Raw genomic sequence first — 23,571 nt, 5'->3', positions numbered from 1 at the left:
CTTCTGACAGTAAAGCAAAAACGGCCGGGATATCCCGGCCGTTTTGCGTTTGTACCGACTCAAAAACTCAGGGCTTGAGCGACGCGTTCTGCACGCGCGCCGGCGGCGTCCACTGCCAGTGCGCGCGCATCGCGCCGAACACCAGGTTCGGATACTGCGGTTGGCCGAGGCTGCCGTTGTAGCGGCCGAGCGCTCGGTACAGGTTGCCGCGTTCGATGTTCAGATAGTGGCGCAGGATGGTGCAGCCGTAGCGCAGGTTGGTCGTCAGGTCGAACAGGTTCTGCTGCGGCGTGCCTATGCTCCTCACCCAGAACGGCATCACCTGCATCAGCCCGCGCGCGCCGACCGGGCTGATCGCGTACTTCTTGAAGCCCGACTCGACCTGGATCAGGCCGAGCACCAATTGCGGGTCGAGCCCGGCGCGCGTCGCCTCGTAGTGGATCGCGGTCAGCAGGCGCTCGCGGAACCACGCGTCTGGAATGCGCTTCTCGAGCCGGCGCGACATCTCGGCCAACCATGCCTGGCCCTCACGCGCGTCGTCGAACACCAGCCGCGGCGCGTTGACGTCGGCGATCGAGCGCGACATCGCCGACGCGACGTTGGCCGACAGCGCCTCCTCGCGCTGCGCGCCGGCGAAGGCCGGCGCGGCGCACGCGAGGGCGAGCGTCAGCGCGACGACTCCACGCTGCAGCACCCTCATCACTGGCCCAGCTTGGCCAGCACGTGCGCCAGCACTTCGGCGGCGGCGACGGGGGTCGCTTCGGCGTCGGTGCGATGTTGGTACTCGACCTTGCCTTCCTTCAGGCCGCGGTCGCCGATCACGACGCGATGCGGGATGCCGATCAGCTCGGAGTCGGCCAAGAGCACGCCCGGGCGCTCTTCGCGGTCGTCGAGCAGCACGTCGACCCCCTTGGCCTTCAGCTCCTGGTACAGCGCGTCGGCGGCGGCCTTCACCGCGTCCGAGCGGTAGTAGCCCATCGGCACGATGCCGACGGTGAACGGCGCCATCGTGTCGCTGAAGATGATCCCGCGCTCGTCGAAGTTCTGCTCGATCGCGGCGGCGACGATGCGGCTCACGCCGATGCCGTAGCAGCCCATCTCCATCACCTGGTGCTTGCCGTCGCGGTCCAGATAGGTCGCGCCCATCGCCTCGGAGTACTTGGTCCGGAGCTGGAACACGTGGCCGACCTCGATGCCGCGGCACAGTTCGAGCACGCCCTGCCCGTCCGGGCTGGCGTCGCCCGGCACCACGTTGCGGAGGTCGGCGACCTCGGGCTCCGAACAGTCGCGGCCGAAGTTGGCGCCGATGTAGTGGTAGTCGTCCTCGTTGGCGCCGATCACGAAGTCGGCCATCGCGGCAACGGTGCGGTCGGCGACGACGCGGCCCGGGAAGCCGACCGGGCCGAGCGAGCCCGGGTTCGCGCCGAACGCGGTACGGATCGCGTCGGGGCTGGCGAAGGTCAGCGGCGTCTTGATGCCAGCGACCTTCTCCGCTTTGACTTCGTTCAGCTCGTGGTCGCCGCGCAGCAGCATCAGTACCGGCGCGCCGTCGTCGCCCTCGACGACGATCGCCTTCACCGTCGCCTTGATATCGACCTTCAGGAAATCGACCAGCTGGGCGATGGTCTTGGTCTTCGGGGTGAGGACCTTCTCGAGCTTGGCCGAGGGGGCCGGACGCGGCTCGGAAGGAGCCAGCGCTTCGGCGAGCTCGATGTTGGCCGCGTAGGGCGACGTCGGGCAGTAGGCGATCACGTCTTCGCCCGAGTCGGCCAGCACCTGGAACTCGTGCGAGCCGGTGCCGCCGATCGAGCCGGTGTCGGCGGCGACCGGGCGGAATTTCAGCCCCAAGCGCCCGAACACGCGGCAGTAGGCGTCGTACATGTCCTGGTAGGTCTGTTTCAGGCTGTCGAAGTCGGCGTGGAACGAGTACGCGTCCTTCATGATGAATTCGCGCGAACGCATCACGCCGAAGCGCGGGCGCACCTCGTCGCGGAACTTGGTCTGGATCTGGTAGAAGTTCAGCGGCAGCTGCTTGTAGCTCTTGACCTCTTTGCGCGCGATGTCGGTGATCACTTCTTCGTGCGTCGGACCGACGCAGAAGTCGCGCTCGTGGCGGTCCTTCAGGCGCAGCAGTTCCTTGCCGTAGAAGTCCCAGCGGCCCGACTCCTGCCACAGCTCGGCCGGCTGCACCGCCGGCATCAAGAGTTCGACCGAGCCTGCGCGGTTCATTTCCTCGCGCACGATGTTCTCCACCTTCTTGAGCACCCTCAGCCCCATCGGCATCCACGAGTAGAGGCCGGACGAGAGCCGACGGATCAGGCCGGCGCGCAGCATCAGCTTGTGGCTGGGCAACTCGGCCTCGGAAGGCGCTTCTTTCAGGGTGGAGATGAAAAACTGCGATGCGCGCATGGCGGGAGTCCTTACGATCTGAATGTCGGGCAAATGGCCTGATTGTAGCCGCAAGAGGGCATCGCGGAAACGGCGCCCGGCCGCCGACGGCTCGGGAGCCGCGGCAAGGGGCTCGGCCAACCCGAAATCGACGCCATTCTTCCCGTCTTCATGCCACCGGCGTAGCATGAAGCGCTGCGCATCTGTGGCTTTTGCACCGTCTTTTCCCCGTACGTCCGGGCGGGGCTTGGCCCGGGCCAGACGCAGGAGTAAGCTTCGCGCTGCCTCAACGCCCATTGCGCAACGCAACATGCGGCCATAACGGAAAAGAACGAATGGAATCTCAAGCGCAGAACAAGAAGGCGATGGCCGGCCTGACCCTCGCCGCGCTCGGCGTGGTGTACGGCGACATCGGCACCAGCCCGCTGTACACCCTGAAGGAATGTTTCGGCCCCCATCTCGGCATCGCCCCGACGCACGACAACGTGCTCGGCATCCTGTCGCTGGTGCTGTGGGCGCTGATCCTGGTGGTGTCGGTCAAATACCTCGTCTTCGTGCTGCGCGCCGACAACAAGGGTGAAGGCGGCATCCTGACGCTGATGGCGCTGGCGCGTCGCCACGTCCCGCCGCGCGTCGCCTTGCCGCTGATGCTGCTCGGCCTGTTGGGCGGCGGCTTCTTCTACGGAGAGGTGGTGATCACGCCGGCGATCTCGGTGCTGTCGGCGGTCGAGGGGCTCGTGGTGATGACGCCCGCGTTCAAGCCCTACGTGCTGCCGGCGGCGATCGTCGTGCTCACCGCCCTGTTCCTGATCCAGCACCACGGCACCGCGCGCGTCGGCCGCCTGTTCGGCCCGGTGATGATGGTCTGGTTCGCGGCGCTCGCGGTGCTCGGCGTGCACGGCATTATCCAGAATCCGCAAGTGCTGTACGCGCTCAACCCCTACTGGGGCATGCGCTTCATCGCGGAGCACGCCGGACTCGGCTTCCTCGCGCTCGGCTCGGTGGTGCTGGCGATCACCGGCGCCGAGGCGCTGTACGCCGACATGGGCCACTTCGGCCGGCGTCCGATCCGGCTCGCCTGGTTCTTCTACGTGCTGCCGGCGCTCGCGCTTAACTACTTCGGCCAGGGCGCGCTGCTGCTGGCAAACCCGGCGGCGGTCAGCAACCCCTTCTTCATGCTGGCGCCCGACTGGGCGCTGCTGCCGCTGGTGGCGCTCGCGACGCTGTCGACGGTGATCGCGTCGCAGGCGGTGATCTCGGGCGTGTTCTCGCTGACCCGCCAGGCGGTGCAGCTCGGCCTCTTGCCGCGCATGAGCATCCTCCATACGTCCGACATGGAGATCGGCCAGATCTACATCCCGCTGATCAACTGGACGCTCTTGGTCGCCGTGATCGTCGTTGTCGCCGGCTTCCAGAGTTCGAGCGCGCTTGCCGGCGCCTACGGCATCGCGGTCACCGGCACCATGGTGATCACCTCGCTGCTGACGGCGATGGTGGCGCTGCGCAACTGGCGCTGGCCGGCGATGTTCGTGCTACCGGTGCTGGCGGCCTTCCTCATCATCGACCTGCCGTTCTTCGCCGCCAACGCGCTCAAGCTGTTCCACGGTGGCTGGCTGCCGCTGGTGATCGGCGTGCTGCTGTTCGTCGTGATGTCCACCTGGCGTCGCGGCCGCGAGCTGTTGCTCGAGCGCCTCACCGAGCAGGCGATCCCGCTCGACAGTTTCGTCGAGGGGCTGGAAGCCTACCCGCCGACGCGGGTCGAGGGTACCGCGGTGTTCCTGACCAGCACGGCCAAGGGCCTGCCGCACGCGCTGCTGCACAACCTCAAGCACAACCGCGTGCTGCACGAGCGCGTGGTGCTGATGACGATGCACACCGTCGACGACCCCTACGTGCCCGAGGAAGAACGCGTGAAGGTGACGCGGATGTCCGAGTCGTTCTGGCGCGTCGAGGCGTATTACGGCTACAAGGAAACGCCCGACGTGCACGACGTGATCACCGACTGCGCCCTTCAGGGGCTCGTGTTCGAGCTGATGGAAACGTCGTTCTTCCTGTCGCGCGAGACGCTGATCTCTACCGAACGCCCAGGCATGGCGCGCTGGCGCGAGAAGCTGTTCGTGTGGATGAGCAAGATCGCGCTCAGGGCGACCGACTTCTTCCAGATCCCGACCAACCGCGTGGTCGAACTGGGCGCGCAGATCGAGCTTTAGCGCGCCGGCCACCCCGACGACAAAGACCGCCTCAGGGCGGTCTTTTTGTTGAGCGAACCGGCCAAGCTTACGCCGTCTCGGCCTCGCGGCTCGCCGTCGCCGGCGCGGCCGGAGGACGAAGGCCGGTGGTCGACTCGCCGCTGCTGCGCCGCAGCGAACGCAGCTTGTCGACCAGGATGTCGAGGAAGTCGTTGAGCAGCCGCGCGGTGTCGGCCAGTTCGTCGCCGCCGTCGTCGGGCAGGCGTGCCGTCAGGTCGCCGCGCGCCAGCCGCTCGGTGGCGGCCTGCATCGCGCCGATCTGGCGACGCAGACGTTGGCCGAGCTGCCACTGCAGCGCGAGCACCAGGCCGCTCGCCAGCGCCAGCGGGCCGAGCACCATGGCCGCCAGCCGGCCGAGCATGGTGCGCATCGCGCCCTCCTCGGCCGCAAGCAGCCGCCGCTCCTCGACCAGGCGCTTGTCGAGATGGTCGGTCAACGGCGCGAGGTAACGCTGATACGCCCGCTCGGGGATGATCAGCGCGTCCTGCGGCGCGGTCTCGGCGATCTGGATCGCGCTCTCGAGCTGCTGGCGGTAGCCGGCCCAGTTCTTGACCACCGCCCCCTCGAACGCCGCGCGCTCCTCCGACTGCAGCGCGGCGAGCACGCGCAGGTTCAGCGTCTCGACGTCGGCGTTGACCCGGTCGAGCTTGCTGCGCGTCTCGAACAGCAGCGGGTCGGCGCGCGACAGCGACAAGGCGCCGGCCTTCAGCGCCAACAGGTCGGCGCTGAAGTGCTGGCGCTCGCGGTACTGCGAAAAACGATCGGCGAGCGCCGACAACTGCCAGCCGGTCAGGCCGAACACGACGATCAGGCACGCGAGGGTGAGCGCGGCGGTCAGCCGCAGGCGTTTGACGAGGGTCATGGCGGGAAAAAGGGCGAATCACGAAGCGTTCGAGCTTAGTCGCGACATATGACAAAAACGTGACTTTTTCCTACCATTTATTCTTTTTTCCATCAGAACACGACGCCTGCGACTGCTGCCCGGCGGCAGCGGGACGCGCCCAACGTCAGGCGGACTCGAACAGCGGCCGGATGCGCTCCCAGTCGAAGAAGGGGCCGGGGTCGGTCTTGCGGCCGGGCGCGATGTCGGAATGGCCGGTGATCGCGGTCAGCGGCAGCTCGCGCTTGAGCAGGACGGCCAGCTCGGCCAACGTGGCGTATTGCGCGTCGGCGAACGGCTCGAAGTCCGAACCTTCCATCTCTACGCCGAGCGAGAAGTCGTTGCAGCGCTCTCGCCCGCAGAAGCTCGACGCGCCGGCGTGCCACGCGCGGCGCGTGGCCGGAACGAACTGCACCAGTTCCCCGTCGCGTCTAATAAAGAAGTGCGCCGACACCCTGAGCTGCACGATGCCGGCGTAGTACGGGTGCTCACCTGCGTCGAGCGCGTTGGTGAACAGCGCTTCGACGCCCGGCCCGCCGTACTCGCTCGGCGGCAGGCTGATGTTGTGCACGACGAGCAGGCTCGGCCGCTCACCGCCCGGATAGTCGTCGCAGTTGGGGCTGATCACGTGGCGCGCCGGGCGCACCCAGCCGGATTCGTCTAGGGTCAGGCTCATGGGGGCGGAGGATCGAAGGACAGCCGACAGCGTAACGCAGCGCGCGCGCGTCAGGAAGCGTTGGCTCGGCCGACCTTTGGCGCAGCGATCGAGATCGAATCGGCGCGCAGCGGGTCTATAGCTCACGAGGAGAGGACCATGACGATCGAACTCAACCACACCATCGTCCCGGCGCGCGACAAGGTCGCGTCGGCGAGATTCTTCGCGAGGATTCTCGGGCTTTCGTTCGATGAAGAGGCGGTCGGCTATTTCGCGCCGGTGCGGGTCAACGACGCGCTGACGCTCGACTTCGGCGACTGGTCCGACCGGGACGACGGGCCGCTGCCAGTGCTCCACTATGCGTTCAAGGTCAGCGAACAGGAATTCGACGCGATCTTCGTGCGTATCGAGGCGGAAGGCATCCGCTACGGAAGCGAGCCTTATTCCCGGGAAGACATGAAGATCAACCATCGCGCGGGAGGACGCGGCGTGTACTTTTGCGACCCCGACGGCCACGTGCTCGAGTTGCTCACCGTAGGCTAGCCTCGCGCGAGCCGAGCTTCGTCGCGTGGCGCCTTGGACCTACACTATCCTTATCGTCCCAGGAGGCCGCCATGCCGCTCACCGATTCGCTGCCCCGCCCCGCGCCGTCGTTCGACGAGCCGCTCGAGATGCTCGCCGCCTGTCACGACAAGCTGCGCCGCTTCTGCAAGATGCTCACCGCGCTGCCCGAGCACCTGAAAATGCACGGCGCGGACGAGAACGCGATCGACGCCGCGCGCGCCATCCTGCGCTATTTCGATCACGCCGGACCGCACCACCATCAGGACGAGGAGGACGAGCTGTTTCCGCTGTTGCGCGAGCGCGACCCGGGCGCCGCCGAGGCGCTCATCCGTTTGCACCGCGAGCACGAAGTTTTCGTCGAGCAGTGGCAGGCGCTGCGCCCGGCGCTCGAGCGCGTCGCCTCAGGCGAGGCGGCAGAACTGCCGGCTGAACTGGTCGCGTCCTACGTCGGCGACTACCGCGCTCACATCGCGTTCGAGGAAGAATGGCTGTTCCCGCTGGCCGCGCACCTGATCACCCCCGACGAGCTCGCCGCCGCCGGCTCGCGCATGGCGGCGCGGCGGCAGGCGCGGCCGTTCTAGACCGATATGCCGTACCGTCTCGCCGCCGACGCGGTGGTCTTCGTCCACCTCGCGTTCATCGTCTTCGTGATGTTAGGCGGCCTGTTGGCGCTGCGCTGGCCACGCGTGGCGTGGCTGCACCTGCCGGCGTTCGCCTGGGGCGTCACGGTCGAAACGATGCACTGGGCCTGCCCGCTCACGCCGCTCGAGAACGCACTGAGACGCGCAGCGGGCGAAGCGGGTTATGACGGCGGCTTCGTCGAGCACTATCTACTGCCGCTGATCTACCCGGACGCACTGACGGCCGGCCTGCAGACCTGGCTCGCGCTCTTCGTCATCGCGGTCAACGCAGCGGTGTACGGCTTCGTCGCGTGGAGACGCACTAAAAACAAAGAGGGCGGCTGACAGCCGCCCCCTTCCCTATCTCACCGACGCGTCACGCGGTCAGCTTCAATAGCGCGAGGTAGGAATCCGCGAACAGCGCGAGGCCGTTCTGCTGCAGGCGCGCGCCGAGGTCTTCCCAGTTCACGCCGGCCGCCTCGATCTCGGCCAACGTTTGCTTCTCGGCGGTGAAGTCGGCGCCGGTCAGCGCGTCGGCCGCTTCGCCATGGTCGCGGAAGGCCGCGAGCGTCGCATCGGGCACGGTGTTGACCGTTTCCGGGCCGATCAGCGCCTCGACATAGAGTACGTCGCGGTAGGCCGGGTTCTTGGTGCCGGTGCTCGCCCACAGCAGGTATTGCGGGCGCGCGCCGGATGCCTTGAGCGCGGCGAATTCGGCGCCGTGGAAGCGCTCGAGATAGCGCGCGTACGCGCTCTTCGCCAGCGCGATTGCACCCTTGCCCTGCAGCGATGCCGGCAGCGCCGCATCGATCGCGCTGTCGACGCGCGACAGGAAGAAGCTCGCCACCGCCTTCACGTGGCCCAGCGGCTCGCCGTCGTCGTGGCGGGCGGAAAGACCGGCGATGTACGCGTCCCACACCGCCTCGACCTGCGTGAGGCTGAACAGCAGCGTGACGTTGACGTTGACGCCCTCGCGGATCAGGTGAGCGAGCGCCGTCACGCCGGCCTTTGTTGCCGGGATCTTGATCATCAGGTTCGGGCGCTTGACCGCCGCCCACAGGCGGCGCGCTGCCTCCAGCGTGCCTTCGACGTCGTCGGCCAACAGCGGCGATACTTCGAGGCTGACGTAGCCGTCGTCGCCGTGGCTCGCGGCGTATTGTCCGGCCATCAGGTCGCACGCTGCCTGCACGTCGGGCACCACCAGCGCCTCGTACGTCTGCTCGGCGTTCAGCGCGCGCAGCTTGAGCGCATTGAGGTCGTCCCGGTAGCGCGGATCGCTGCCGATCGCCTTGTGGAAGATGGTCGGGTTCGAGGTCACGCCGGCGATGCCGTCCTCGGCGACGAGGCGGGCGAGCTCGCCGGACGCGAGCAGCTCGCGGGACAGGTTGTCCAGCCAGATGCGCTGGCCGAACGGGCGGATGGCTTGCAAACGGTTCATGGCGATATCCCGGGGACGGTCGTTATTGTCGTGTCATCGTAACGCGGGCGGCACGCCGGGCCAAGCCGGTGGCCGCCCTTAAGCTTCGACCGCATTTCACCGCCAAGGTTGGCCGAGCCTATTCGGCCTCGGCCAACCTTTCGGCGCCGAACACCACGCTGAAGGTGCTGCCCTTGTCGGCCTCGCTCGCGATCTCGAGCTTGGCGTGGTGGCGCGCCAGCACGTGCTTGACGATGGCGAGCCCCAGCCCGGTGCCGCCGTTGCCGCGCGAGCGGCCGCGGTCGACGCGGTAGAAGCGTTCGGTCAGGCGCGGGATGTGTTCGCGCGGGATGCCGATGCCGGTGTCGGACACCGAGAACACCGCCTTCTCGCCGGCATCGCGCCAAGCGAGCGTCACCGTGCCGCCCTCGGGCGTGTAGCGGATCGCGTTCGACACCAGGTTGCCGAACGCCGAGTGCAATTCGCTCGCGCTGCCCCACAGCCATCGCGCCGAAGCCTTATCGAACACGACCTTGTGCCGGCCCCGCGACAGGCCCTCGGCCTCGGCGCGCAGCGTCGCGAGCAGCTCGTCCATGTTGACCTTCTCGTTCGGCACCGCCTTCGGGCTGTTCTCGAGCCGCGACAGCGTCAGCAGGTCTTCGACCAGACTCTGCATGCGCCGCGTCTGGTCGAGCATCATCGGCATGAACTGCTTGAGCATGCCGACGTCGGGCTCGTCCATGTCGGCGAAGGTCTCGAGGAAACCGCCGATCACGGTTAATGGCGTCCTCAACTCGTGCGACACGTTGGCGACGAAGTCGCGGTGCACCGTCTGCACGCGCTCGATCTGCGTGATGTCGCGCGACAGCAAGAGCTTGCGCGTCGAATCGAACGGCACCAGCTGGATAGCCAGCACGCGCTCGGACGGCTGCACGAAGCGCAGGATCAACGGTTGCGAGAAGCTGTCGCCGCTCATGTAGGCGTGGAAGTTCGGCTGGCGGATCAGGTTGAGGATCTGGTTGCCGACGTCTTCCTTGCGGTTGAGCCCCAGGTGTTCGACCGCAGACGGGTTCAGCCACTCGATGCGGTCATGTTCGTCGAGCACGACCACGCCGTCGGGCATCGCCTCGCCGGCGCTGATGAAGCGCTCGAGCACGTTGGTCAGCTTCTTCTTGTTCTGCGTCTGCGCGCGCGCCTGGCGGTACAGCGTCATGAACACCATGTGCCAGGAACCGAAGCCGTCGGGCACGCGCTCGGAGCCCGGGTGCTTGAGCCAGCGCAGCAACAGCGCGATGTGATACAGGTGGAAGGACAACCACAGGACGACGACGGTCAGCGCCAGCCACAGCGCCTGGACCGCGCCGAGCGCCCCCCACACGAGGAGAGTGAAGAAGCCGACGACGACGACACCGATCAGGGTGCGCTGCAGGAATTCACGCATCGGGCCTCACGCCTGGGTCGAGAATCGGTAGCCGGTGCCGCGCACGGTCTGGATCAGCTCCGCGTGGCCGGATGGCTCGAGCGCGCTCCTGAGACGCCGGATGTGCACGTCGACGGTACGCTCCTCGACGAACACATGGTCGCCCCACACCTGATCGAGCAATTGCGAACGCGAGTGCACGCGTTCCGGGTGCGTCATGAAGAAGTGAAGCAGGCGGAATTCGGTCGGGCCGAGGTCGATGGTGTTCTCGTGGCCGGACACGCGGTGCGTGACCGGGTCGAGCCTCAGCCCCTTCACCTCGACCGCGTCGTCGGTCATCTGCGGCGCGCGACGGCGCAGCACCGCCTTGATGCGCGCCAACAGTTCGCGCGGCGAGAACGGCTTGGTGATGTAGTCGTCGGCGCCGGTCTCGAGGCCGACGACCTTGTCCTGCTCGTCCGAACGCGCGGTCAGCATGATGATCGGTACATGCTTGGTGCGGTCGTCCGAGCGCAGCTTCCTGGCGATGTCGATGCCCGATGCGCCCGGCAGCATCCAGTCGAGCAGCACGAGGTCGGGCAAGGCGTTCTTCACCAGCGTCAGCGCCGCTTCGGCGGTGCTGGCACGCAGCACATGGTGACCGGCCTGCGTCAGGTTGAAGGCAATCAATTCCTGGATCGCCGGTTCGTCTTCGACCAGCAGAATATTGGCAGGCATGGTGTGACCCTGTTTAGAAACTGTGGCAAGGATAGAAACGGGCGGTTACAGAAATATGACATGTTTTGCGATACGGCTGCCAGATCGCGGAAAAAAACAGCGCGCGGCGCGTGATCGGCGGGGCGGAGGGGCAAAAAAAACGGGCCCGCTCAAACAAGCGGACCCGCAAGGTCGTTCCGTCAAACCTGACTTAAGGACCAGGGACAAAGAGATCGCCAGAACCATTGCACCGGTAGGCAGAACGCGCAGCCAGAGACAACAGCCCCTATCGAGGCCGCCCGGGAAACAAGAGGCAACAAGCTCCGGACAGGCATCGAGATGAAGCTATTGTATACAATCGATCACCCGCCGCATAATGGAAACCATTGGTTTCTGTGCAGTTTTGTCTTATTTTCAAAGGGATTAAGAGTATGAGACTTTCGAAGTGCAACTAGACAAATACGATCGCAAAATCCTCGCCGCGTTATCGGAAAACGCGCGCATCCGCTTCGCCGAACTGGCGCGCCGCGTGAATCTGTCGGCGCCGGCGGTGGCCGACCGCGTCGAGAAGCTCGAACGCGCCGGCGTGATCACCGGCTACCACGTCGCGATCGACCCGGCCAAGATCGGCATGCCGATCCTGTGCGTGATCGAACTGACGGTGAAGCACCGCGAGTACGGCATGGTGCTCGAGCGCGTGCGCGAAATGCCTGAGGTGGTCGAGTGCGTGTCGATCACCGGCACCAGCGCGCTGCTGATCCGCACCGCGCTGCCGGCCATGCCGGCGCTGCAGGACCTGATCGGCAAGCTGATGCAGTATGGCGACACCAAGACGTCGATCGTCGTCGACACGCCGGTCCCGCCGCGGCTGCCGGCGCAGCTGCTGGAAGACTGAGCCAGACGGCTCAGCCAAGCTGTTCTTCAAGACCAGGCCCCCACACCGTGCCAACGGTGGTGGGGCTTGCGTTTTTCGGCGACCAAGGCAGCGAAGACCAAGTCAATATTTGCATATGCCAAATGCAAAAAAATTACATTACCACAATTATTAACACTATAATCGCGCCCGATCAGCCGCCTGATCGGGAATGCAGATTGACGAGTCTCCTTCCTGCCAGGAAAGCCTTTTTCGTCCGCTTCCCGCCTAGGAGTCCCCATGACCATCCCATCCCGCCTGTCCACGACGGCCACACTGCTGCTGGCCGCCGGCCTGCTGAGCGGTTGCGGCACGCTCAGCAGCCATAACAGCCGGCTGCAAGGCTCGCTGAACGCCGCCAACCAGGGGCAGATCGACACCGCCATCGCCAGCCTCGAGAGCAACAGCAGCGGCCTGCTGAGCAGCGGCAAGGACCTGCTCTACTACATGGAGATCGGCCAGTTGCAGCAGCTGAAGAACGACATTCCGGCTAGCACCGCGTCGTGGCAGCAGGCCGACCAGCAGATCCGCGCATGGGAGGACGAATACCGCGCCAACGCCGGCAAGGTGATGGGGCAGGTCGGCAGCGTGCTGCTCAACGACAAGACGCGCCGTTACGAGGGCACCGACTATGAGAAGGTGATGCTGAGCACCTATCTCGCCCTCAACCACGCGCTGGGCGGCAAACTCGACCTCGCGCGGGTGGAGATCAAGAAGACCCACGAGCGCGAGGCGCTGATCAAGGATTTCCGCGACAAGGAATATGCGAAGCTGGAAGATGAGGCGAAGGCCAAGAACGTCAGCCAGCCCAGCATCCAGAACATCAAGGGCTATCCGGTAGAAACGCTCGACGCGCCTGACGTGCTCAAGCTGAAGAACGGCTACCAGAACGCCTTCAGCCACTACCTCGCCGGCTATGTCTACGAAGCCAACCGCGAACCGAGCCTCGCCGCGCCCGGCTATCGCCAAGCCATCGAGCTGCGTCCGAGCACTCCCGTTCTTGAGGAGGGCTTGCGCGGCCTCGACTCGCGCGCGCGCCGCCTGAAAGCCAAGGCGTCCGACGTGCTGTTCGTGGTCTCCAGTGGCAGCGCCCCGGCGCGCCGTTCGGTCACGCTGCCGCTGCCGGTGACGATGGGCGGCGGCCTGGTGCTGACGCCGATCTCCTTCCCGGTGATCGGCAAGACGAGCGGCAACATCGCCCCGCGCCAGATCGTGGTCAACGGCCGGAACATCGCCATCAGCCCGATCGCCGACTTCGACGCCATGTCCCGTCGCACGCTGCGCGACGATATGCCCGGCATCCTGCTGCGCAGCGCCATCCGCGCCACCGTCAAGAGCGTGCTGCAGAAGGAGATGAACGACAAGGCCGGGCCGCTGGGCGGCTTGCTCACCAGCGTCGCCGCCGTCGTCACCGAACAGGCCGACGACCGCATGTGGCGCACCCTGCCCGAGCAGATCGCGATCGGCCGCCAGATGCTGGCCTACGGCCAGTACACGCTGACCGTCGAGACACCGAGCGGCACCAAGCAGTTGCCGCTGCGCATCGATCAGCGCCACACCATCGTACCCATCCGCGTCATGGCCGGCAGCGCCTACCTGGCGCAGTCCGACCCGGCCTCGCCGACCGGCGCATCGAAAATCATAGAGGCCCAGGCAGAGGAGCCGGCCCCGACCCTGACCGCCAAGCGCGCCCGTAAACGCAGTTGAGAATACGCCCCATGAAAACCCTGATTACCTCGCTTGTCCTGGCGACCAGCCTCGGCGCCTGCCTGCCCGCGCTCGCCGACTCGGTGGCCAGCAAGACCGAACAGCTCGGCCAGATGGACAAGGTCAAGGTGGACAACATCCGCCTCGCGCGCCGCAACGGCCTCCTGAACATCCAGGCCGAGCTCGTCAACGAGTCCAGCCGCAACCAGGTCGTGTACTACCGCTTCAAGTGGCTGGACGACAACGGCTTCGCCACCTGGGGTGAAGAAGCCTGGAAGCCGATCACGCTGTACGGTACTGAGCGCAAGCTTCTTTCCGAGGTCGCGCCGACCGCCGCTACCACCGACTTCCGCCTGCAGTTGCAGAGCCCGGAAAACACGGTGCGCTGACCCCAGCTTTCCCGTATCGACAAGACAGAAGGACGCAAAATGACATTCCTGAATTCCGGCCGCGCCGGTGCACTGTCCGTGCTGGCCAGCCTGTTGCTCGTCACCGGTTGCTCCTCCACCTCCTCGCCGCTGCTGGGCGACGGCAGCGTCAGTTACGGCGACAGCAAGGCCGTCGAGACCATCACCAACGAATTCGGCACCTCCGACCTGCAGGCGATCGCCGAGTCGATGACGCGCTCGCTGATTCAGCACCCCGCCATGCAGGGTCGCCCGCTGATCACCGTCGCCGAAGTGAAGAACAAGACCAGCGAGTACATCGACACCCGCAACATCACCAACTCGATTAAGACCCAGCTGATGAAGGGCGGCGCGCGCTTCACGACCGACAACAGCACGATGAACGCGCAGACCGACGAGCTGATGCGCCAGAACCAGACCGGCCTGTACGGCAAGAAGGCCAAGGTCGGCAAGATGCAGGGCGCCAAGTACCTCTTGACCGGCGAGATCACTTCGATCGTCAAGCGCAACGCCAGCACCAAGCTCGTCGATTACAAGTTCACGCTGATGCTGAAGAACATTGAGGACGGCATCGACGAATGGCAGGACGAGAAGGAAATCCGCAAGACTTCGCGCCGCTGAGCGCGCTGGCACTGGGGGCTGCGGCCCCTTTTACGGGAAACCATCATGAAGACATCGATCGCCGGCCTGATGGCCGGTCTGTTCCTTGCCGGCAGCGTGCTGGCCGACGCGCCCAAGGTCGCCGTGACCGATCTCGCGTACGAGGAACGTGTCAGCGAATACTTCCGCGTGGTCGCCGCCAGCGAGAAATCGTCGCTCCGTGCTTCGGCCGGCCGGACACACGGCTCGCTCAGCGCCGACTCGGAGAGCCGCTATTTCGAGGCCGAAGGCACCTACAGCTACATCGATCGCGGCGAACTGCGCAAATTCACCGCCGACATCAAGGGCGAGATGCTCAAGTCGGGCCAATACCGCCTGGTCCAGCCGCGCCCCTACACCAGCAAGGACAACGAGAAACTCTATGACGTCATCGACCGGATCAAGAAGGGCATGTACCCCGGCGCCGATTACGTCTTGTTCGGCTCGGTGTCGAGCCTGGAGTGGCGCGACGAGATCAACCCAGTACAGGGCACCGGCAAATACACCCAGGCGCTCAGCCTCGACCTGGTCGCCGACTTCAGCCTGATCGACACCCGTACCTACGAGGTCAAGGCGGCGTTCAGCGCGAGCGGCGAGGGCCAGGATGCGCGCTTCCTGACCGGCAACAACCGGGTGATGCCCAACCGCGGACGTGTCGTGAGCGAAGTCTCGAAGAGCCTGGGCGAGGACGCCGCACGGCAGATCGAGGAACAATTCTCACCCGGCGTCAGCCCGGAGGCCCGAAACGGCAACCGGGTCAGCAACACAGGTCAAACCGAAACGCGCAGGGAAGACGTCATCATCCTGCGTTGAGGCGGTCGGGCAAACAAAAAAGGCGGCGCCGCGAGGCACCGCCTTTTTCATATTGCAAGAATCGCTCAGCCGCGGGTCGCCAGGCGCTGCAGGATGTTCGAGAACTCTTCCATGAAGGTGTCGAAGCGCGTCGCCAGGCGGTCGACGTCGTAGGAGAAGCGGTTATAACCGACCACCGCCGGGATCGCCGCGAACAGGCCGATCGCGGTCGCGATCAGCGCTTCGGCGATGCCCGGCGCGACGGTAGCCAGCGTCGCCTGGCCGGCGTTACCGAGGCCGATGAAGGCGTGCATGATGCCCCACACCGTGCCGAACAGGCCGATATAGGGGCTGACCGAGCCGACGGTCGCGAGGAAGGACGTGTGCGCGTCCAGCTCGTCCAATTCGCGCTGCGCGGCGGCGCGCATCGCGCGGCGCGTGCCGTCCATCACGTCGGACAAGGCGCTCGCGCCCTGGCGGCGCAGCTTGAGGAATTCGCCGAAGCCGGCGCTGAAGATCTTCTCCATGCCGAGCGCCGCGTTGTGGCGACCCGACTCCTCGTACAGGCGGTTCAGGTCGGCGCCGCTCCAGAAGGTGCGCTCGAAGCTTTCCGCCTCGCGGCGCGCGCGGCGCAACAGCGCCATCTTCTGCAGGATCAGGCCCCACGACAGCACGGACAGCAGCATCAGCCCGGCCATCACCAGTTTCACCATCAGGCTGGCGTCGAGGATGAGCTTTACGATAGACATCGGTTCTTGCACGGTGGTCTCTCTTTACAGGCAGGCGGCTAGCGTAACACGCGTCCGCTGGCGAAATCGATGATGGTGGACGGCGCGCGCCGGCCGCCGACGCGGCCCGGCAACGTCAGCAGGCGCTCGCCGAAGGTGAGACGGCACGCGCGCGCGCTCTTGAGCGACACCTGGCCCGCAGGGTTGGCCGAGGTCGACACCAGCGGGCCAAGCACGGCCGCGAGGCTGCGCGCCTCGGCGTGATCGGGGATGCGCACCGCCAGCGTCCGGTGCCGGCCGCGCAACAGCGGCAGCACGCGGCGCGACGCCGGCAGCAGGAAGGTTACCGGCCCCGGCCAGTGCGCCATCAGCCGCGCCTCGTCGTCGCGCGACAAGGGCTCGACGAGCGGCCTGAGCTGCTCGATGCTCGCCGCGATCACGATCAGCCCCTTGTGGTTGGGGCGGCCCTTCATCGCGATCACGCGGCGCAAGGCGCGCGCGTTCAGCGGGTCGCAGCCGATTCCGTAGCACGACTCGGTCGGATAGGCGATCACGCCGCCGGCCTTGAGGCGGGCGCGGGCGCGGCGCAGCAGCGCGGCGCCGGGGATATGAACAGGAAAACGCATGGGGCTGGATTATCGCACTGCGGCGGGCTGAGGTCAGCCCGGAAACACTCAGAGTCGCGCCGGCCACTCGGGTTCCACTGAGGCGTTGCGGCGAATCGCTAAAGAGCCGCCGCGATGAGCGTATGACGTGAGTACAAGCTTGGCCGGGCCCTCGGCCAACCCTTGTCGGCCTGGCGGGACAATTCGGCGCAATGCGCTGAGCTTATTGCGCGCGACCCACCAGGCCGCCCTATACGCATATCATTATATTTTTCAAATAAAATCACTTTTGGCAGCCTTAATTCATAACATGGCATTAAAGCAGAAACAAATGTACTGAATATTGCAAAACTCGGCCTCTGCCTTGTTGCATTACCCTGGAGCTTCAATCTACGACGACAATATTTGGTGCGGTTCCTGGCCCGCCCGAGCGCTCGGTCGGCGGTCGTTCCAGGCCAGGCACCCTTAGCCGCCAGCCCAAAACACTAATTCAAGCTGCATGTTAAACGGGAGGGGAAGAAGTGAAACATGCCATATGGTACGCGGCTCTATTGCCGACGCTGCTGGCTGGGTGCGCGGCTCCGGGACGGGACGCTACGGTAAGCTTGACACCGACGGCGGTAGCGTCGTCCTCGACGACGTGCATACAGCGGCCCATTGATCAGGTGCGGCTCGACGGGGAAGACTTCTTTGGAGACTTGCTGGATTCGCAGTTTTGCCAGATACCAAAAGACAATGTGCAATTCCGGCTATTCCGCACGCAGTTGCTGATCACGATGCTGGCTCACTATGGGCACGAACGATTCAAGGACCATTCGGCCCAGCCAACGACCGATGCTTACAAACTGCTTTAGCGTATCCGTTCGGCGGAAACGCTGGTCGATACCATGCGTACGGCCAGCGACCAGACCGACATCTTCTACAGCGTCCAGCGTGTAAACCTTGAAATGGGCATTATCAACATCACCTCCACGGATCTACAGCCGGTGCCGGCCCAAGGTAACGTGGTGTCGGTGGGAAGCGCGGCGGATCAGATCAACAAGAGCAAGCAGCTGTTCGCCAGCACGGTGAAGGACAACCTTTACCTGGGCGCCTATCGGGAGGTGCTCGGAGGCGCCATCAAGCAAGTGGCACCCAACGGCTTGCTCAACGAGTTGGTACCTCCAAGCCATACGGCATGGAAACAGACACTCACCAATTTGGGCGAATATTGCTCCAGGCTTAGCGCGATGGCGGGCACCCAGATCGACTGTCTGAGCAACGGCCTCAGACAATGGGGTGGGCTGCAGGCCAAGTCGGCCACCAACCTATAAGCGCCGTAGGGCGCAATAAGCGCAGCGCATTGCGCCGGACTACCCCATAAAAGCTTGGCCGAGCCCCGCAGGCTCGGCCAAGCTTTCGTCTTTCTAAGGCTTAGCGCTTACTTCTTCACCAGCGCCTTGTTGCCGATGTCGCGGCGCTGCTGCTTGCCGGGGAACTGGATCAGGTCCGCCAGGCGGTACGCGACCAGGCGCGCCTGCTTGACGTTTTCACCCAGGCCCACGGTGCACAACACGCGGCCGCCGCTGGTGACGAGCTGGCCCTTGTCGTTGAACGCGGTGCCGGCGTGGAACACGATCATGTCGTCGGTGTTGTCCGGCACGTTGTCGATCACGTCGCCGTGCTTCGGCTTCTCCGGGTAGCCCTCGGATGCCAGCACGACGCCGACCGCGACGCGGCGGTCCCATTCGGCCTCGACCTTGTCGAGCGTGCCGGCGATGCCGTGCTCGATCAGCACGGAAAAGTCGGACTTCAGCCGCGCCATGATCGGCTGGGTTTCCGGGTCGCCCATGCGGCAGTTGAATTCCAGCGTCTTGATCGTGCCGTCCGGGCTGATCATCAGGCCGGCGTACAGGAAGCCGGTGTACGGCAGGCCGTCAGCCTTCATGCCTTCTACGGTCGGCAGGATCACCTCGCGCATCGCGCGCGCGTGCACCTCGGGCGTGACGACCGGTGCCGGGCTGTACGCGCCCATGCCGCCGGTGTTCGGCCCGAGATCGTTGTCCTTCAGCCGCTTGTGGTCCTGGCTGGTCGCCAGCGCCAAGACGTTGTTGCCGTCGACCATGACGATGAAGCTGGCTTCCTCGCCGCTGAGGAATTCCTCGATCACGACGCGGCTGCCGGCGTCGCCGAGCTTATTGCCCGACAACATATCGTCGACGGCTGCGTGCGCTTCTTCGAGGCTCATCGCGACGACGACGCCCTTGCCGGCGGCCAGGCCGTCGGCCTTGATCACGATAGGTGCGCCTTTCGTGTCGACGTAGGCGTGCGCGCTGGCGACGTCGGAGAAGGTCTCGTAGTCGGCGGTAGGGATGCCGTGGCGCTTCATGAAGGCCTTGGCGAAGTCCTTCGACGCCTCAAGCCGCGCGGCTTCGCGCGTCGGGCCGAACACCTTCAGGCCTTCGGCGCGGAAGGCGTCGACGACGCCGGCGGCCAGCGGCGCCTCGGGGCCGACGACGGTCAGCGACACGCCTTCGGCCTTGGCGAACGCCAGCCACTCGTCGACCGAGTCGGCCGGCACGTTGGTCAGATGCTTGTCGAGCGCGGTGCCGGCGTTGCCCGGCGCGACGAAGACTTTGGAGACGCGCGGCGACTGCGCGAGACGCCAGGCGATGGCGTGCTCGCGGCCGCCCCCGCCGATAACCAGTACTTTCATGCTGTGAGGACTCCTGTCTCTATCTCACTTGCAACTGTCAAAAGCCGGATGGTACGCCACCTCACCGGCCGGCTGCGAATCTTCGAAGGCCAGCGCGAGGAAAAACGCCGGCGGCACGCCGGGCAGGGTGAGCCCTGCGCGGCGCGCGAAGCCGAATCGGCCGTAGTAGTCCGGGTCGCCGAGCAGCACGCAGCCGGCGGCGCCGGTCTCGCGCAAGGCGGCAAGGCCGGCCTTGACCAGCGAGCGGCCGACGTCGCGGCGCTGCCTGTCCGGGCGCACCGCCAGCGGCGCGAGCCCGTACCAGCCGCATTTTTCGCCGGCGACGGTGACCGGCGAGAACGCGATGTAGCCGATCACCTCGCCGCCCTCCTCGGCCACCAGGCCGAGCGACAGCGCGTGCTCTTCGCGCAGCGCGTCGACCAGCGTGTGCTCGTTGTTGCGGCTGTGCGGATGGTCGGCGAACGCGGCGATGAGCACGTCGCGGATCGCCGCCTGGTCGCCGGCCTGTTCGGGTCGGATCTTCATGACGCTGCCCCCGGCGGATGGATCAGTGGCGGAAGTGGCGCGTGCCGGTCAGCACCATGGCGATGCCGTGCTCGTCGGCAGCGGCGAACACCTCTTCGTCGCGCATCGAACCGCCCGGGTGGATGATGGCCTTGATGCCCTCTCCGGCGATGACGTCGATGCCGTCGCGGAACGGGAAGAACGCGTCACTGGCCGCCACCGCGCCGGCGAGGCTCAAGCCGGCGTCAGCAGCCTTACGCGCGGCGATGCGGGTCGAGTCGACGCGGCTCATCTGGCCGGCGCCGATGCCGGCTGTCCGGCCGCCCGCGCAGAACACGATCGCGTTCGACTTCACGAACTTGGCGACGCGCCACGCGAACATCAGGTCGGCCATTTCCTGCTCGGTCGGCTGGCGCTTGGACACCACGCGCAGCTCGTCGAGGCCGACGTTCTTCAGGTCCGGCGTCTGCACCAAGAGGCCGCCGCCGACGCGCTTCATGTCGAAGCGGTTGGCGCCGGCGACGAGCGGCACTTCCAGCACGCGCACGTTCTTCTTGGCGGCGATGATGGCCTTGGCCTCTTTGGTGAAGGCCGGGGCGATCAAGACTTCGAGGAACTGGCCGGTCACCGCTTCGACGGTCTCGCCATCGACTTCGCGGTTGAAGGCGATGATGCCGCCGAAGGCGCTCGTGGTGTCGGTCGCGAACGCCAGCTTGTACGCGGTCAGCGGGTCGGCCGCGATCGCGACGCCGCACGGGTTGGCGTGCTTGACGATCACGCAGGCCGGCGCATCGAAGGTCTTCACCGCTTCCCACGCCGCGTCGGCGTCGGCGATGTTGTTGTACGACAGCTCCTTGCCCTGCAGCTGCTTGTAGTGGGCGATGCTGCCGGCGGCCGGGTCGAGCTCGCGGTAGAACGCGGCGGCCTGATGCGGGTTCTCGCCGTAGCGCATGTCCTGCACCTTGACGAACTGCGAATTCAAACGATTCGGGAAGGCGAACTGCTCGGGCACGCCTTCGATCGAGTCTTCGGTCAGGCTGGTCAGGTAGTTCGAGATCGCGCCGTCGTAGGCGGCGGTGTGGGTGAACGCCTTCTTCGCCAGCTTGAAGCGGGTCGCCTTGGCCAGCGCGCCCTTGTTGGCCTTCAGCTCGGAGAGCAGCAATTCGTAATCGGCCGCGTCGGTGACGATGGCGACGTGCGCCCAGTTCTTGGCCGCCGAACGAACCATGGTCGGACCGCCGATGTCGATGTTCTCGATCGCGTCCTCGAGCGTGCAGTCGGCCTTGGCGATGGTCGCCTCGAACGGGTAGAGGTTCACGCAAACGAGGTCGATGTTGCCGATGCCGTGCTCGGCCATCTTGGCGACGTGCTCGGGCAGGTCGCGTCGGCCGAGGATGCCGCCGTGCACCTTCGGGTGCAGCGTCTTCACGCGGCCGTCGAGCATCTCCGGGAAGCCGGTGTAGTCGGACACTTCGGTCACCGGAATGCCGGCGTCGGCCAGCAGCTTGGCGGTGCCGCCGGTCGACAAGAGTTCCACGCCCTGTTCGGCGAGGCCGCGCGCGAATTCGACGACGCCGGTTTTATCCGACACGCTGATGAGGGCTCGTTCGATCTTGCTCATGTTCCCGTTCCAGTAAAGGTGAATGCAAATGCTTGCGATCAAATAACTTTATCCGAAGCGACACCTGTAAAAGCCGAAGGCCGCCTCGCGGCGGCCCTCGTAAGGCGTCAGATCAGATCGTAACTCTTCATCTTCTTGCGCAAGGTGTTGCGGTTGAGGCCGAGCAGCTCGGCCGCCCGGGTCTGGTTGCCCTGTGTCTGGCTCAACACCACTTCGATCAACGGCTTTTCCACGCAGGCGAGCACCATATCGTAGATGGCCGACGGCGTTTCCCCGTCCAGGTCGCGGAAGTACTGCTCCATCGCGTGCCGGATGGTCTGGGCGATATGATCGTTGCTTTGCATGGTTGTTGTTGGTGTTAGTCGTTGTCCACATCCCCGGCCGCCCCCTCGTCAAGGTAGCTGAGGTGTTCCCCGCGTTCGGCCAGCCCGTCGAAATAGGCGCTGACCGCCGCTCTTTGTGTTTCGGTGCTCTCGAGCTGGTACATCGCCTGGCGGAACGCGTTCGCGTCCGCCAGACCCTTCGTATACCACGCGATATGCTTGCGCGCGACGCGGCAGCCCGAGTATTCGCCGTAAAAGCCGTATAGCTCGTCGAGGTGCCCCAATAGCACGTCGCGAATCTCGCAGACGCGCGGTGGCGGCAACATCGTACCGGTATCAAGGTAATGGTCGATCTCGCGGAAGATCCACGGCCGACCCTGCGCGGCGCGGCCGATCATGATCGCGTCGGCGCCGGTCTTTTCAAGCACGAAACGAGCCTTTTGCGGGCTGTCGATGTCGCCGTTGGCGATCAGCGGGATCGAGATCGCCTGCTTGACCGCGGCAATCGTGTCGTACTCGGCCTCGCCCTTGTACATATCCTCGCGCGTGCGCCCGTGCAGCGCGAGCGCCGCGATGCCGGCGTCCTCGGCCAACCTCGCGATCCGCATCACGTTCTTGTTGTCGCGATTCCAGCCGGTGCGCGTCTTCAGCGTCACCGGCACGTCGACCGCCGCAACCACCGCATCGAGGATGCGGCCGACCAGGTCCTCGTGCTGCATCAGCGCGGAACCGGCGGCGACGTTGCACACCTTCTTGGCCGGGCAACCCATATTGATGTCGATGATCTGCGCGCCGTGCTCGACGTTGAGGCGCGCCGCGGCGGCCATCTGCGCCGGGTCGGCACCGGCGATCTGCACCACCACCGGCTCGACCTCGCCGTCGTGGTTGGCGCGGTGCAGCGTCTTCGGCGTGGTCCATAGCGCCTTGTTCGACGTGATCATTTCCGACACCGCCATGCCCGCGCCGAGCTTCTTGCACAGCATGCGGAACGGGCGGTCGGTCACACCGGCCATCGGTGCGACGATCAGCCGGTTCTTGAGCGTGTAAGGCCCGATGCGCATGGGTAAAGGGTCGGCAAGAAGGTCGAAAAGGGCCGCCATTGTATAGCTTTTCGCGCAGGCGGTAAAAACCTTTTTGATTATTTTTTAGGCAGCATCGATAGCCGAAAATAATCGACCGTAACGTGAAAACGGCGGGCGACTCACAAGGAGCGCCCGCCGCAGAAATGAGGGGGAAGTCAACCGATAAGCCGGGTTTTGTCGTGGACAGTCATTCCTCTAGGCCTGCCGTTGCCGACAGGCTCAAGCAGCCTACCCGGGTGCAGCGCGGGCCACGCCAATGCACCCCTATTTGGCCTTGCTCCGGATGGGGTTTAGCCTGCCGTCCGTGTTGCCACGTCCGCGGTGCGCTCTTACCGAGCCGGATCTTTCGACCCAACCTCCGGGCTTGGCTTACGCCGCGCCCGAACACCTTTTCACCCTTGCCTGTGCCGTCCGTCAGGGTTTTCACCCTGCTTGGATTCTCCGAGCCGGGTTACACCCTGCTTGGATAAAGACTTTGTCGCCCTTGCGGGCGACAAGTCCGGCCATCGGCGGTTCAGCTCTCTGTTCCACTTTCCATCGCCTCGCGGCGTCCGGCCGTTAACCGGCATCCTGCCCTATGGAGCCCGGACTTTCCTCCCCATCCACCAAAGGATGCGGCGACTGTCTGGTTGGCTTCCGGCGGCCATTGTAGCGCAAGCGCCCTAT

24 protein-coding genes and 1 other RNA gene are annotated in these 23,571 nt (G+C 65.5%); 10 read left to right on the top strand and 15 right to left on the bottom strand.

Annotated features, from left to right (window positions below; translation table 11 throughout):
• Positions 1-67 precede the first annotated feature (67 nt).
• Positions 68-700 (bottom strand): lytic transglycosylase domain-containing protein, encoded by a 633-nt coding sequence (locus DWG20_RS06635; protein ID WP_115433068.1) that lies wholly within the window; start codon positions 698-700, stop codon positions 68-70.
• Complete coding sequence (locus DWG20_RS06630; protein ID WP_115433067.1) at positions 700-2,409, bottom strand: proline--tRNA ligase; 1,710 nt, start codon at positions 2,407-2,409, stop codon at positions 700-702. The genes DWG20_RS06635 and DWG20_RS06630 overlap by 1 nt, the downstream gene beginning before the upstream one ends.
• 314 nt (positions 2,410-2,723) lie before the next feature.
• Here DWG20_RS06630 and kup point away from each other — a divergent pair, with 314 nt between their 5' ends.
• Positions 2,724-4,598 (top strand): low affinity potassium transporter Kup, encoded by a 1,875-nt coding sequence (kup, locus tag DWG20_RS06625; RefSeq protein WP_115433066.1) that lies wholly within the window; start codon positions 2,724-2,726, stop codon positions 4,596-4,598.
• A 67-nt stretch (positions 4,599-4,665) separates the two neighbouring features.
• On the opposite strand, the gene DWG20_RS06620 is transcribed toward kup, so the two are convergent.
• Together DWG20_RS06620 and ampD are read right to left on the bottom strand one after the other, a co-directional pair.
• Entirely contained in the window at positions 4,666-5,499 is an 834-nt protein-coding gene (locus tag DWG20_RS06620) for a HAMP domain-containing protein (RefSeq protein ID WP_115433065.1), read from the bottom strand.
• A 145-nt stretch (positions 5,500-5,644) separates the two neighbouring features.
• Positions 5,645-6,193 (bottom strand): 1,6-anhydro-N-acetylmuramyl-L-alanine amidase AmpD, encoded by a 549-nt coding sequence (ampD, locus tag DWG20_RS06615; protein WP_115433064.1) that lies wholly within the window; start codon positions 6,191-6,193, stop codon positions 5,645-5,647.
• A 138-nt stretch (positions 6,194-6,331) separates the two neighbouring features.
• On the opposite strand from ampD, the gene DWG20_RS06610 reads away from it, so the two are divergent.
• From DWG20_RS06610 to DWG20_RS06600, 3 genes are all read left to right on the top strand, one after another.
• Positions 6,332-6,715, top strand: coding sequence for a VOC family protein (locus tag DWG20_RS06610; protein WP_115433063.1), 384 nt, complete (start codon positions 6,332-6,334; stop codon positions 6,713-6,715).
• Between the two features lie 71 nt (positions 6,716-6,786).
• Positions 6,787-7,317 carry a hemerythrin domain-containing protein gene (locus DWG20_RS06605; RefSeq protein WP_115433062.1) on the top strand — a complete coding sequence of 177 codons (531 nt, stop codon included), beginning with the start codon at positions 6,787-6,789 and terminating at the stop codon, positions 7,315-7,317.
• A 6-nt stretch (positions 7,318-7,323) separates the two neighbouring features.
• Positions 7,324-7,701 carry a DUF2784 domain-containing protein gene (locus tag DWG20_RS06600; RefSeq protein ID WP_115433061.1) on the top strand — a complete coding sequence of 126 codons (378 nt, stop codon included), beginning with the start codon at positions 7,324-7,326 and terminating at the stop codon, positions 7,699-7,701.
• A 31-nt stretch (positions 7,702-7,732) separates the two neighbouring features.
• On the opposite strand, the gene tal is transcribed toward DWG20_RS06600, so the two are convergent.
• From tal to phoB, 3 genes are all read right to left on the bottom strand, one after another.
• Entirely contained in the window at positions 7,733-8,794 is a 1,062-nt protein-coding gene (gene tal, locus DWG20_RS06595; protein WP_115433060.1) for a transaldolase, read from the bottom strand.
• 118 nt (positions 8,795-8,912) lie between these two features.
• On the bottom strand, positions 8,913-10,214 hold the full coding sequence (gene phoR, locus DWG20_RS06590; protein ID WP_115433059.1) for a phosphate regulon sensor histidine kinase PhoR: 1,302 nt from the start codon (positions 10,212-10,214) through the stop codon (positions 8,913-8,915).
• Between the two features lie 6 nt (positions 10,215-10,220).
• Positions 10,221-10,910 carry a phosphate regulon transcriptional regulator PhoB gene (gene phoB, locus DWG20_RS06585; RefSeq protein WP_115433058.1) on the bottom strand — a complete coding sequence of 230 codons (690 nt, stop codon included), beginning with the start codon at positions 10,908-10,910 and terminating at the stop codon, positions 10,221-10,223.
• A 424-nt stretch (positions 10,911-11,334) separates the two neighbouring features.
• Here phoB and DWG20_RS06580 point away from each other — a divergent pair, with 424 nt between their 5' ends.
• The 5 genes from DWG20_RS06580 (at position 11,335) to DWG20_RS06560 (ending at position 15,368) form a co-directional block, all read left to right on the top strand.
• Positions 11,335-11,784 carry an Lrp/AsnC family transcriptional regulator gene (locus DWG20_RS06580; RefSeq protein WP_115433057.1) on the top strand — a complete coding sequence of 150 codons (450 nt, stop codon included), beginning with the start codon at positions 11,335-11,337 and terminating at the stop codon, positions 11,782-11,784.
• Between the two features lie 258 nt (positions 11,785-12,042).
• Positions 12,043-13,509, top strand: coding sequence for a COG3014 family protein (locus DWG20_RS06575; protein ID WP_115433056.1), 1,467 nt, complete (start codon positions 12,043-12,045; stop codon positions 13,507-13,509).
• Positions 13,510-13,520: 11 nt separating this feature from the next.
• Complete coding sequence (locus DWG20_RS06570) at positions 13,521-13,898, top strand: DUF1425 domain-containing protein (protein ID WP_115433055.1); 378 nt, start codon at positions 13,521-13,523, stop codon at positions 13,896-13,898.
• Between the two features lie 39 nt (positions 13,899-13,937).
• Positions 13,938-14,537, top strand: a complete 600-nt coding sequence (lpoB, locus tag DWG20_RS06565; RefSeq protein ID WP_115433054.1) for a penicillin-binding protein activator LpoB — start codon at positions 13,938-13,940, stop codon at positions 14,535-14,537.
• Between the two features lie 45 nt (positions 14,538-14,582).
• A complete protein-coding gene (locus tag DWG20_RS06560) occupies positions 14,583-15,368 on the top strand; it encodes a penicillin-binding protein activator LpoB (RefSeq protein WP_181880987.1) in 786 nt (261 codons plus the stop codon).
• Between the two features lie 65 nt (positions 15,369-15,433).
• On the opposite strand, the gene tolQ is transcribed toward DWG20_RS06560, so the two are convergent.
• Positions 15,434-16,096, bottom strand: coding sequence for a protein TolQ (tolQ, locus tag DWG20_RS06555; protein WP_115433053.1), 663 nt, complete (start codon positions 16,094-16,096; stop codon positions 15,434-15,436).
• A 38-nt stretch (positions 16,097-16,134) separates the two neighbouring features.
• Positions 16,135-16,701, bottom strand: a complete 567-nt coding sequence (locus DWG20_RS06550) for an L-threonylcarbamoyladenylate synthase (RefSeq protein WP_115433052.1) — start codon at positions 16,699-16,701, stop codon at positions 16,135-16,137.
• Positions 16,702-17,567: 866 nt separating this feature from the next.
• Between DWG20_RS06550 and DWG20_RS06540 the strand changes: the two genes are divergently transcribed.
• On the top strand, positions 17,568-17,993 hold the full coding sequence (locus tag DWG20_RS06540; RefSeq protein WP_115433050.1) for a hypothetical protein: 426 nt from the start codon (positions 17,568-17,570) through the stop codon (positions 17,991-17,993).
• A 107-nt stretch (positions 17,994-18,100) separates the two neighbouring features.
• Here the strand turns inward: DWG20_RS06540 and purD are convergent, their stop codons facing one another.
• From purD to rnpB, 6 genes are all read right to left on the bottom strand, one after another.
• Positions 18,101-19,375 carry a phosphoribosylamine--glycine ligase gene (gene purD / locus DWG20_RS06535; protein ID WP_115433049.1) on the bottom strand — a complete coding sequence of 425 codons (1,275 nt, stop codon included), beginning with the start codon at positions 19,373-19,375 and terminating at the stop codon, positions 18,101-18,103.
• Positions 19,376-19,399: 24 nt separating this feature from the next.
• On the bottom strand, positions 19,400-19,900 hold the full coding sequence (locus tag DWG20_RS06530; RefSeq protein ID WP_115433048.1) for a GNAT family N-acetyltransferase: 501 nt from the start codon (positions 19,898-19,900) through the stop codon (positions 19,400-19,402).
• A gap of 22 nt (positions 19,901-19,922) precedes the next feature.
• The gene (gene purH, locus DWG20_RS06525; RefSeq protein ID WP_115433047.1) at positions 19,923-21,500 is read right to left on the bottom strand and encodes a bifunctional phosphoribosylaminoimidazolecarboxamide formyltransferase/IMP cyclohydrolase; all 1,578 of its coding nucleotides are present in this window, start codon (positions 21,498-21,500) and stop codon (positions 19,923-19,925) included.
• A 107-nt stretch (positions 21,501-21,607) separates the two neighbouring features.
• Positions 21,608-21,844, bottom strand: a complete 237-nt coding sequence (locus DWG20_RS06520; RefSeq protein WP_115433046.1) for a helix-turn-helix domain-containing protein — start codon at positions 21,842-21,844, stop codon at positions 21,608-21,610.
• A 14-nt stretch (positions 21,845-21,858) separates the two neighbouring features.
• Positions 21,859-22,884 carry a tRNA dihydrouridine synthase DusB gene (dusB, locus tag DWG20_RS06515; protein WP_115433045.1) on the bottom strand — a complete coding sequence of 342 codons (1,026 nt, stop codon included), beginning with the start codon at positions 22,882-22,884 and terminating at the stop codon, positions 21,859-21,861.
• A gap of 168 nt (positions 22,885-23,052) precedes the next feature.
• An RNA gene (gene rnpB, locus DWG20_RS06510) (RNase P RNA component class A) lies at positions 23,053-23,542 on the bottom strand.
• Between the last annotated feature and the right edge of the window lie 29 nt (positions 23,543-23,571).

Origin of the sequence: Crenobacter cavernae (genome assembly GCF_003355495.1) — a bacterium.
In the GTDB taxonomy this organism is placed as follows: Bacteria; Pseudomonadota; Gammaproteobacteria; order Burkholderiales; family Chromobacteriaceae; genus Crenobacter; species Crenobacter cavernae.
This window is presented reverse-complemented; position numbering and strand designations above follow the sequence as displayed.

Coding starts and splice junctions, on each gene's coding strand:
- DWG20_RS06540 (WP_115433050.1), top strand. CDS start 17,568: ATGCGTACGGCCAGCGACCAGACCGACATCTTCTACAGCGTCCAGCGT.
- purD (WP_115433049.1), bottom strand. CDS start 19,375: ATGAAAGTACTGGTTATCGGCGGGGGCGGCCGCGAGCACGCCATCGCC.
- phoB (WP_115433058.1), bottom strand. CDS start 10,910: ATGCCTGCCAATATTCTGCTGGTCGAAGACGAACCGGCGATCCAGGAA.
- DWG20_RS06575 (WP_115433056.1), top strand. CDS start 12,043: ATGACCATCCCATCCCGCCTGTCCACGACGGCCACACTGCTGCTGGCC.
- DWG20_RS06570 (WP_115433055.1), top strand. CDS start 13,521: ATGAAAACCCTGATTACCTCGCTTGTCCTGGCGACCAGCCTCGGCGCC.
- phoR (WP_115433059.1), bottom strand. CDS start 10,214: ATGCGTGAATTCCTGCAGCGCACCCTGATCGGTGTCGTCGTCGTCGGC.
- DWG20_RS06610 (WP_115433063.1), top strand. CDS start 6,332: ATGACGATCGAACTCAACCACACCATCGTCCCGGCGCGCGACAAGGTC.
- DWG20_RS06605 (WP_115433062.1), top strand. CDS start 6,787: ATGCCGCTCACCGATTCGCTGCCCCGCCCCGCGCCGTCGTTCGACGAG.
- tolQ (WP_115433053.1), bottom strand. CDS start 16,096: ATGTCTATCGTAAAGCTCATCCTCGACGCCAGCCTGATGGTGAAACTG.
- tal (WP_115433060.1), bottom strand. CDS start 8,794: ATGAACCGTTTGCAAGCCATCCGCCCGTTCGGCCAGCGCATCTGGCTG.
- dusB (WP_115433045.1), bottom strand. CDS start 22,884: ATGCGCATCGGGCCTTACACGCTCAAGAACCGGCTGATCGTCGCACCG.
- DWG20_RS06530 (WP_115433048.1), bottom strand. CDS start 19,900: ATGAAGATCCGACCCGAACAGGCCGGCGACCAGGCGGCGATCCGCGAC.
- lpoB (WP_115433054.1), top strand. CDS start 13,938: ATGACATTCCTGAATTCCGGCCGCGCCGGTGCACTGTCCGTGCTGGCC.
- DWG20_RS06620 (WP_115433065.1), bottom strand. CDS start 5,499: ATGACCCTCGTCAAACGCCTGCGGCTGACCGCCGCGCTCACCCTCGCG.
- DWG20_RS06520 (WP_115433046.1), bottom strand. CDS start 21,844: ATGCAAAGCAACGATCATATCGCCCAGACCATCCGGCACGCGATGGAG.
- ampD (WP_115433064.1), bottom strand. CDS start 6,193: ATGAGCCTGACCCTAGACGAATCCGGCTGGGTGCGCCCGGCGCGCCAC.
- kup (WP_115433066.1), top strand. CDS start 2,724: ATGGAATCTCAAGCGCAGAACAAGAAGGCGATGGCCGGCCTGACCCTC.
- DWG20_RS06560 (WP_181880987.1), top strand. CDS start 14,583: ATGAAGACATCGATCGCCGGCCTGATGGCCGGTCTGTTCCTTGCCGGC.
- DWG20_RS06630 (WP_115433067.1), bottom strand. CDS start 2,409: ATGCGCGCATCGCAGTTTTTCATCTCCACCCTGAAAGAAGCGCCTTCC.
- DWG20_RS06635 (WP_115433068.1), bottom strand. CDS start 700: ATGAGGGTGCTGCAGCGTGGAGTCGTCGCGCTGACGCTCGCCCTCGCG.
- DWG20_RS06600 (WP_115433061.1), top strand. CDS start 7,324: ATGCCGTACCGTCTCGCCGCCGACGCGGTGGTCTTCGTCCACCTCGCG.
- DWG20_RS06550 (WP_115433052.1), bottom strand. CDS start 16,701: ATGCGTTTTCCTGTTCATATCCCCGGCGCCGCGCTGCTGCGCCGCGCC.
- purH (WP_115433047.1), bottom strand. CDS start 21,500: ATGAGCAAGATCGAACGAGCCCTCATCAGCGTGTCGGATAAAACCGGC.